This is a genomic window from Pseudomonas sp. MSSRFD41, from assembly GCF_014230245.1.
Lineage (GTDB): Bacteria > Pseudomonadota > Gammaproteobacteria > Pseudomonadales > Pseudomonadaceae > Aquipseudomonas > Aquipseudomonas piscis.
In genome coordinates, this window is record NZ_JACKZK010000053.1 from 1 (window position 1) to 6,053 (window position 6,053).

4 protein-coding genes are annotated in these 6,053 nt (G+C 58.7%); all 4 read left to right on the forward strand.

All coding sequences use genetic code 11. The features are described 5' to 3' along the window. The coding region (locus tag H7A76_RS32040; RefSeq protein ID WP_185702218.1) for a type I polyketide synthase at positions 1-2,657 on the forward strand (2,657 nt) is incomplete at its 5' end. Next, a complete protein-coding gene (locus H7A76_RS32045; protein ID WP_185702219.1) occupies positions 2,654-3,952 on the forward strand; it encodes a flavin-containing monooxygenase in 1,299 nt (432 codons plus the stop codon). The genes H7A76_RS32040 and H7A76_RS32045, both read left to right, overlap by 4 nt. Positions 3,953-3,969: 17 nt before the next feature. Continuing rightward, complete coding sequence (locus tag H7A76_RS32050) at positions 3,970-4,311, forward strand: acyl carrier protein (RefSeq protein ID WP_185702220.1); 342 nt, start codon at positions 3,970-3,972, stop codon at positions 4,309-4,311. Positions 4,312-4,379: 68 nt separating this feature from the next. After that, on the forward strand, positions 4,380-5,753 hold the full coding sequence (locus tag H7A76_RS32055) for a polyketide synthase (protein ID WP_185702221.1): 1,374 nt from the start codon (positions 4,380-4,382) through the stop codon (positions 5,751-5,753). Positions 5,754-6,053 lie beyond the last annotated feature (300 nt).

The window sequence follows — 6,053 nt, forward strand, 5'->3', positions numbered from 1 at the left end:
TCATCGGTATGGCCGGGCGTTATCCTGGGGCGGATTCGCTGGAGGCGTATTGGGATAATCTCGCAGCAGGCCGTGATTGCGTGCAGGAGGTCCCCGCTTCGCGCTGGGACGTGAATGCCTATTTCGATGCCGATGCGGGGGGGCCGGGCAAGATCTATAGCAAGTGGTTGGGCAGCCTGGACAATATCGACTGTTTCGATCCCCTCTTCTTCCGCATCCCGCCGTTGGAGGCGGAATTGATGGACCCACAGCAACGCTTGTTCCTGGAGGAGGGCTACAAGGCCTTCGAGGATGCAGGTTATGGCCCTCGGCTGCTCGGCGAGTCCCGGTGTGGGGTTTACCTGGGCATGATGGGCGGCAATGAATACGGTGAATGGGTACAACACTGTCGGGGCGCTGGGGATTTCACCGGCAGCAGCCCGGCCATCGCCGCAGCACGCCTGGCGTACTTCCTGAACCTGAAGGGGCCGGCGCTCATGGTGGATACCGCCTGCTCATCGTCCCTGGTGGCCACGCACCTGGCCTGCCAGGCACTGCGCAGCGGCGAGATCGATATGGCTCTGGCCGGCGGGGTGACGCTCTACCTGGCGCCGCAAGCCTACTTGGCGATGTGCAATGCACGAGTGCTGTCCGCCCACGGCCGTTGTCGGACCCTGGACAACGACGCGGACGGTTTTGTCCCGGGCGAGGGCGTCGGTGCACTGGTGCTCAAGCGCCTGGATGATGCGATTCGTGATGGCGACGCTATCCATGGGGTGATAACCGCCTCGGGCATCAATCAGGATGGCAAGACCAACGGTATCACCGCGCCCAGTGCCGCAAGCCAGGAGGAACTGCTGCGCGATGTCTACGCCCGCTATGGCATCGATCCCGAGACCATCGGCTATGTCGAGCTCCACGGGACCGGGACCAAGTTGGGCGACCCGATCGAGATGGAGGCGTTGTCCACGGTCTTCCAGGAGCGCACGCAACGCCAGCACTACTGCGGCCTGGGCTCGGTGAAGAGCAACCTGGGACATACCTCGGCGGCAGCCGGGGTGGCGGGCTTGCACAAAGTGCTGCTGCAGATGAAACACCGCGAACTGGCGCCGACCCTGCACTACCGCACGCCGAACGAACACCTGGATCTGCAGCGCTCGCCGTTTTTCGTCTGTACGGCACGCCAACCCTGGCAACCCGGTGCTGCGCCGGGCTTGCGTGCCGGCGTCAGCGCCTTCGGCATCAGTGGGACCAACGCACATTTGGTGGTCGACGAATATCGTCCAGCACCTTGTGTAGAGCAGGGCGCTGTGCCTGTCCCACAACCCTGGCTGTTCGTACTCTCGGCCAGGCGCCCGGAACAACTGCGCAGCTGTGCCGAACGCTTGCGGGCCTATGTCGAGCGCAATGCTGCCCCGGACCTCGAAGCCATGGCCTACACCTTGCAGACCGGCCGCGCGGAACTCGAGTACCGGCTGGCTTTCGTCGCCGACTCGCGGTCCAGGGTGCTCGAGAGCTTGCGGGCCTTCATCGATGGCCAGGAGGATGCCCAGGCCTACACCGGCCAAGCACGCAAGGCGATGTCAGCAACGCAGGCAGGCGAAGACGTGCTGGCCGGCCCATCAACCCTGGACAACCTGCAGCGCCTGGGTTCCTTGTGGGTCGGCGGTACGCCGATCGAATGGCTGCGCCTGTATCCGGGCAGGCAGCCCAAGCGCCTGTCCTTGCCAACCTATCCCTTCGCCAGGGAGTCGCACTGGGTGCATCCGGACGATACCGTCGTCCGGCGCAGCGCCGCTGCGAGCACCACGCCATCAGCCAAACGCCTGCATCCGTTGATCGAGCGCAATACCTCGAGCATCGCTGGCTTGCGCTACTCGACCTGGCTCGCTCCAGAGAGTGAACTGGTGCGCGACTGCCACGTCGCAGGACAGCCCGGCATGCCGGCCATCGTCCTCTTGGAGTGGGCACGGGCGGCTGTGCTATTGGCGCAACGGCTGCCAGCCGACAGCGCGGTAACCCTGCAGGACGTGCACTGGCTACGGCCTCTGTTGGTCGCTGGGGCGCTGGAGGTGCACCTGGCGTTGGCGGCGGACGAACTGGGTCACATGCGTTTTCGGATCTTCAGCCAGGAGGCTGACAGCGAGGTGCTGTACTGCGCAGGAACCGCCTGGCCGCAGGCCCCGGCGGATCAGCCAGCGCCACGGATCGACCTGGCCAGGCTGAGGGTAGCCTGCCATGCCAGTGTCACGGGGCCGGCCTGCTACGCCCACCTGGAGCGCGGCGGCGCGGCCTACGGCCCCGGCTTGCAAGCCCTGCGCGAGTTCCGCCGGGGCACGCGGCTCGCCCTGGGCGAGCTGCACAGCCCGGACGCCAGCACGAACCCGGGCTGGCCGGAGGCAGCGGTGCTGGTGGCGGGGTTCCAGCTGGCTGAGGCGTTGCTGCCGGGCGCTCGCGCCCTGGTGCCACCCTTTACGGTGGATAGAGTGCAGCGTTGGGGAGCCTTGCCTAAAAAGGCTTGGGTGATCGCGGTTCCTGGTACGGATGATCCGCAAGCGCAACCCCCCGTGAATATCGATCTGGCCGACGACGAAGGGCAGCTGTGCTTACGCCTGGAGGGCCTGAGTTTCGGTGAGCCGGTTAGTCTCTACAACGACCTGACAGGAGCGATGAAATGAGCAGCGCAGCGAAGGTGGCGATCATCGGCGGCGGCCCCACCGGATTGGCCATTGGCCGTGAGCTCAATGCCGCCGGCATCGACTTCGTCCTGTACGAAGCGGAGGCGGACTTCGGCGGTGTCTGGAACAGCGAGGGCGATAGCGGCCGGACCTATCCGTCGCTGCACCTGATTTCGCCCAAGTCGAATACCCAGTTTCCGGATTTCCCCATGCCCGCGGAGTACCCGGACTATCCCAATCACCGGTTGATGCTGGCCTACCTGCGCTCCTATGCAGCCCGGTTCGGGTTGTATGAACGGGCTCAGTTCGGCACCCGGGTCGAGCGGCTGGAGCCCCATGCTCAGGGCTGGCAGGTCCATGTTGCCCAGGGCGGCCGTGAGTTCCACGAGTTGGTGGTGATCTGCAACGGCTTGCAGCGAACCGCTTACTTCCCGTCGATCCCTTGCACAGGGTTCGCCGGGGAGATCCTGCACGCGGCTGACTACAAGTCGCCCGACCAGTTGCGTGGCAAGCGAGTGCTGGTGATCGGCGGCGGCAACTCCGGCTGCGACATCGCCACCGATGCCGTGCATCACGCCGAGCGGGTCTATCACAGCACCCGCCGTGGCTACTATTACCAGCCCAAGTTCATCCACGGCATGCCCACTGCACTGTGGATGAGAGAGATTGCGGAGCGCTTCAGCAGCAAGGAGGGGTTCTGGCAGCACGTGTTAGAGACCTTCAAGGTGGCGAGCTTCGATGGCGCCGATTACGGGCTGCCCAAGCCCGACTACCCGATCAGCGCAGCGCATCCCATCATGAATTCCCACGTTTTGTTCCATATCGGCCACGGCGATATCGTTCCCAAGGGTGATGTCGTGGCCCTAGTGGAAGGTCACGCACAGTTCGCCGATCGATCCCGGGAGCAGGTGGACATGGTCATCTATGCCACTGGCTATAGCCGCAACCTTTCGTTCATTGATCCGCAACTCTTACAGTGGCGCGACGGCATTCCCGATCTGTTCCTGCATTGCGCCCCGCGCAACCACGACAACCTGCTATGCATGGGGTTCGTCAATGCTGCGGGCGGCTTGGGCGATGCGGCGAAAATCCAAGGCAACTTCGTCCTGAACTATGCCCGTGCGTTCCTTGCCAAGACCAGGGGGCTGGAGGAATTTAACGAGGCCAAGTGCAGCCAGCAGGTGGACCTTGGTCAGGAACATTTCATCAAGTCGCGGCGACACCTGTGGGAGGCCGACCTGTGGAAGTACCTGGCCCAGATCAGGACGTACAGCAACATGCTCAAGAACGTTTGAACCTACAGGAGGTGCTTATGAGTTCAGATAACCAGCAGAGCTCAGGACAAACCACGCAACGACCGTCTTGGCACGATGCATTTGAGGCCGACGTGCTGCGGCTAGTGGGCGACGCGCTCAAGCTGCGTAACTCGGAGTTGACATTGGACTCCGATATGTCGGATTACGTTGATGGCTCAATCCATGTTGTGGCTATTGTAAATAACCTTTCTAGGTTTTATGGGCTTTCCATTCCACCGGCTATTTATTTTGAGGCGGATGGACTTCGTGATTTATGCCTTATCTTGCGGGAGCGTCACTTGAATGAACTTGTGGGGTTTTATAGAGAAACCATGAGTGGGGCTTCAGGTTTGGGCTAATTTTCTTGAAACTGTTTCGGAGGTTGATGTCATGCGCTGCGTGGCCCATTGTCTAAATTGAGTGATATATGATGATAAAAAATTCATTGGAAATAAAAGGCTCGCTTGACCTGCTTCCGCCAGAGCCTATTGCCGTAATCGGCATGGCGGGTTTTTTTCCCGGGGCAAGTAACCTTCTTCAATACTGGGATAATTTACTCGAAGGCAGAGATTGTATTGTTGAGGTTCCGCCAGAACGTTGGTCGTTGGACGGCTTTTTCACGCCTCATCAGTTTAGGGGGGCGACGGGGGCGACAAGTTATTGTAAATGGGGCGGGTTTCTTGATGCCGAGCAGACAAAAGAGCTGTTGGCTGCTGAATTTAATTGCGATGTAAAGGATAGGCAGAGCAAACTAATTTTACGAACGATCGGCGCGGCATTGCAGTCGCTGGAAAAAAGTTCATCGTCATCGTCTGAAGACTATCGGAAAACTACAGGGGTGTACGTGGGCGCGATTCCTTTTGTCGAGGACGCGAACATTGGAGCCTTTGAGATCGTAGGGAATGGGCAACTCGCTGGTGCGATTTCTAGAGCCCACGGTTTGTCTGGGCCTAGCATAGTGCTAGATCTGCATAGTGCCTCTGCGATCAGTGCTCTGCATCTGGCTTGCGCTGGGCTGCGTGCAGGTGATTGCGAGACTGCAATAGCCGCGGCAGGCATGATGCTCAACAAGGACCATTTTGTCTTTGGAAGCCAAGCAGGAATATTGGCTAATGATCCAACTTATCGAAGTTATGCTCAGGAAAGAAGTGGAATTATATTAGGAGAAGGGGCCGGAGCGGTTGTCTTGAGGCCGCTGTCCAAAGCTGTGGCAAATCAAGATCCAATACTGGCAGTCATTCGTACGACCAATCATGGTTTTATCGGTAATCATAATGTGAATAGCAGTGATGACCTGCTCATCTCCCTAGACTTTGAGAAAGTAACTAGTTTGGTTGAAGGGGCCATCATGCGTGCACGCGTGGATCCCCAGTCTATTAGTTACTTGGATTGCGCTGCTCCAGGCCTTCCAATTGGTGATGTGCTTGAACTTGAGGCCACCCTAAAAGCATTCTCCAACTTGACGTCGGCTAAGAATTTTTGTGCGGTCGGCTCCGTCAAGCCAAATATCGGCCATCTCGCTGCTGCATCCGGAATATCCCAATTGATCAAGGTAATACTGCAGATAAAAAACAAGAAAATATCACCTATGATAAAAGCACTTCCTATTGATCGTGAGATAAACCTTGAAGATTCAGCCTTTTATCTAAAGCATGAACTCGCTGAATGGAAACGTCCGGTGAGGCTTGTGGGAGGAGTTGAGTACGAACACCCCCGAAGAGCCTTAGTCAATTCTTTCGGGTATGGGGGGTTTTTTGCGTGCGCGATTGTTGAGGAGTACTTGGAGGAGAGCAGGGGTTAACTTAGCGTCATGGATGTTTTGCGCTTGATCTGTGGAAGTGGTTTTGGAAGTTCCGCTATTGAGGTGCGTGCAAGTAAATAACGGGAGTTGGTTTTTCTTCGTGTGACGTTCTTTGTTCGAAGTCTTGAGCGTTTGTATGCAGAGTAAAACCGTAGTGAGGGTTACTATGATCGAAACCGGATACCACACCCTGCGTGTGCGCCACGAGGACAACATCTGCTTCGTGCAGCTGTATCGGCCCGAGGCCAACAACACCATCGACGATCGCCTGGTCGCCGAGCTGGCCGATCTGCTGGAACG

What these genes read in the sequence shown, in the direction of transcription:
- H7A76_RS32045 (WP_185702219.1), top strand. Translation starts at nt 2,654, where the DNA reads ATGAGCAGCGCAGCGAAGGTGGCGATCATCGGCGGCGGCCCCACCGGA.
- H7A76_RS32050 (WP_185702220.1), top strand. Translation starts at nt 3,970, where the DNA reads ATGAGTTCAGATAACCAGCAGAGCTCAGGACAAACCACGCAACGACCG.
- H7A76_RS32055 (WP_185702221.1), top strand. Translation starts at nt 4,380, where the DNA reads ATGATGATAAAAAATTCATTGGAAATAAAAGGCTCGCTTGACCTGCTT.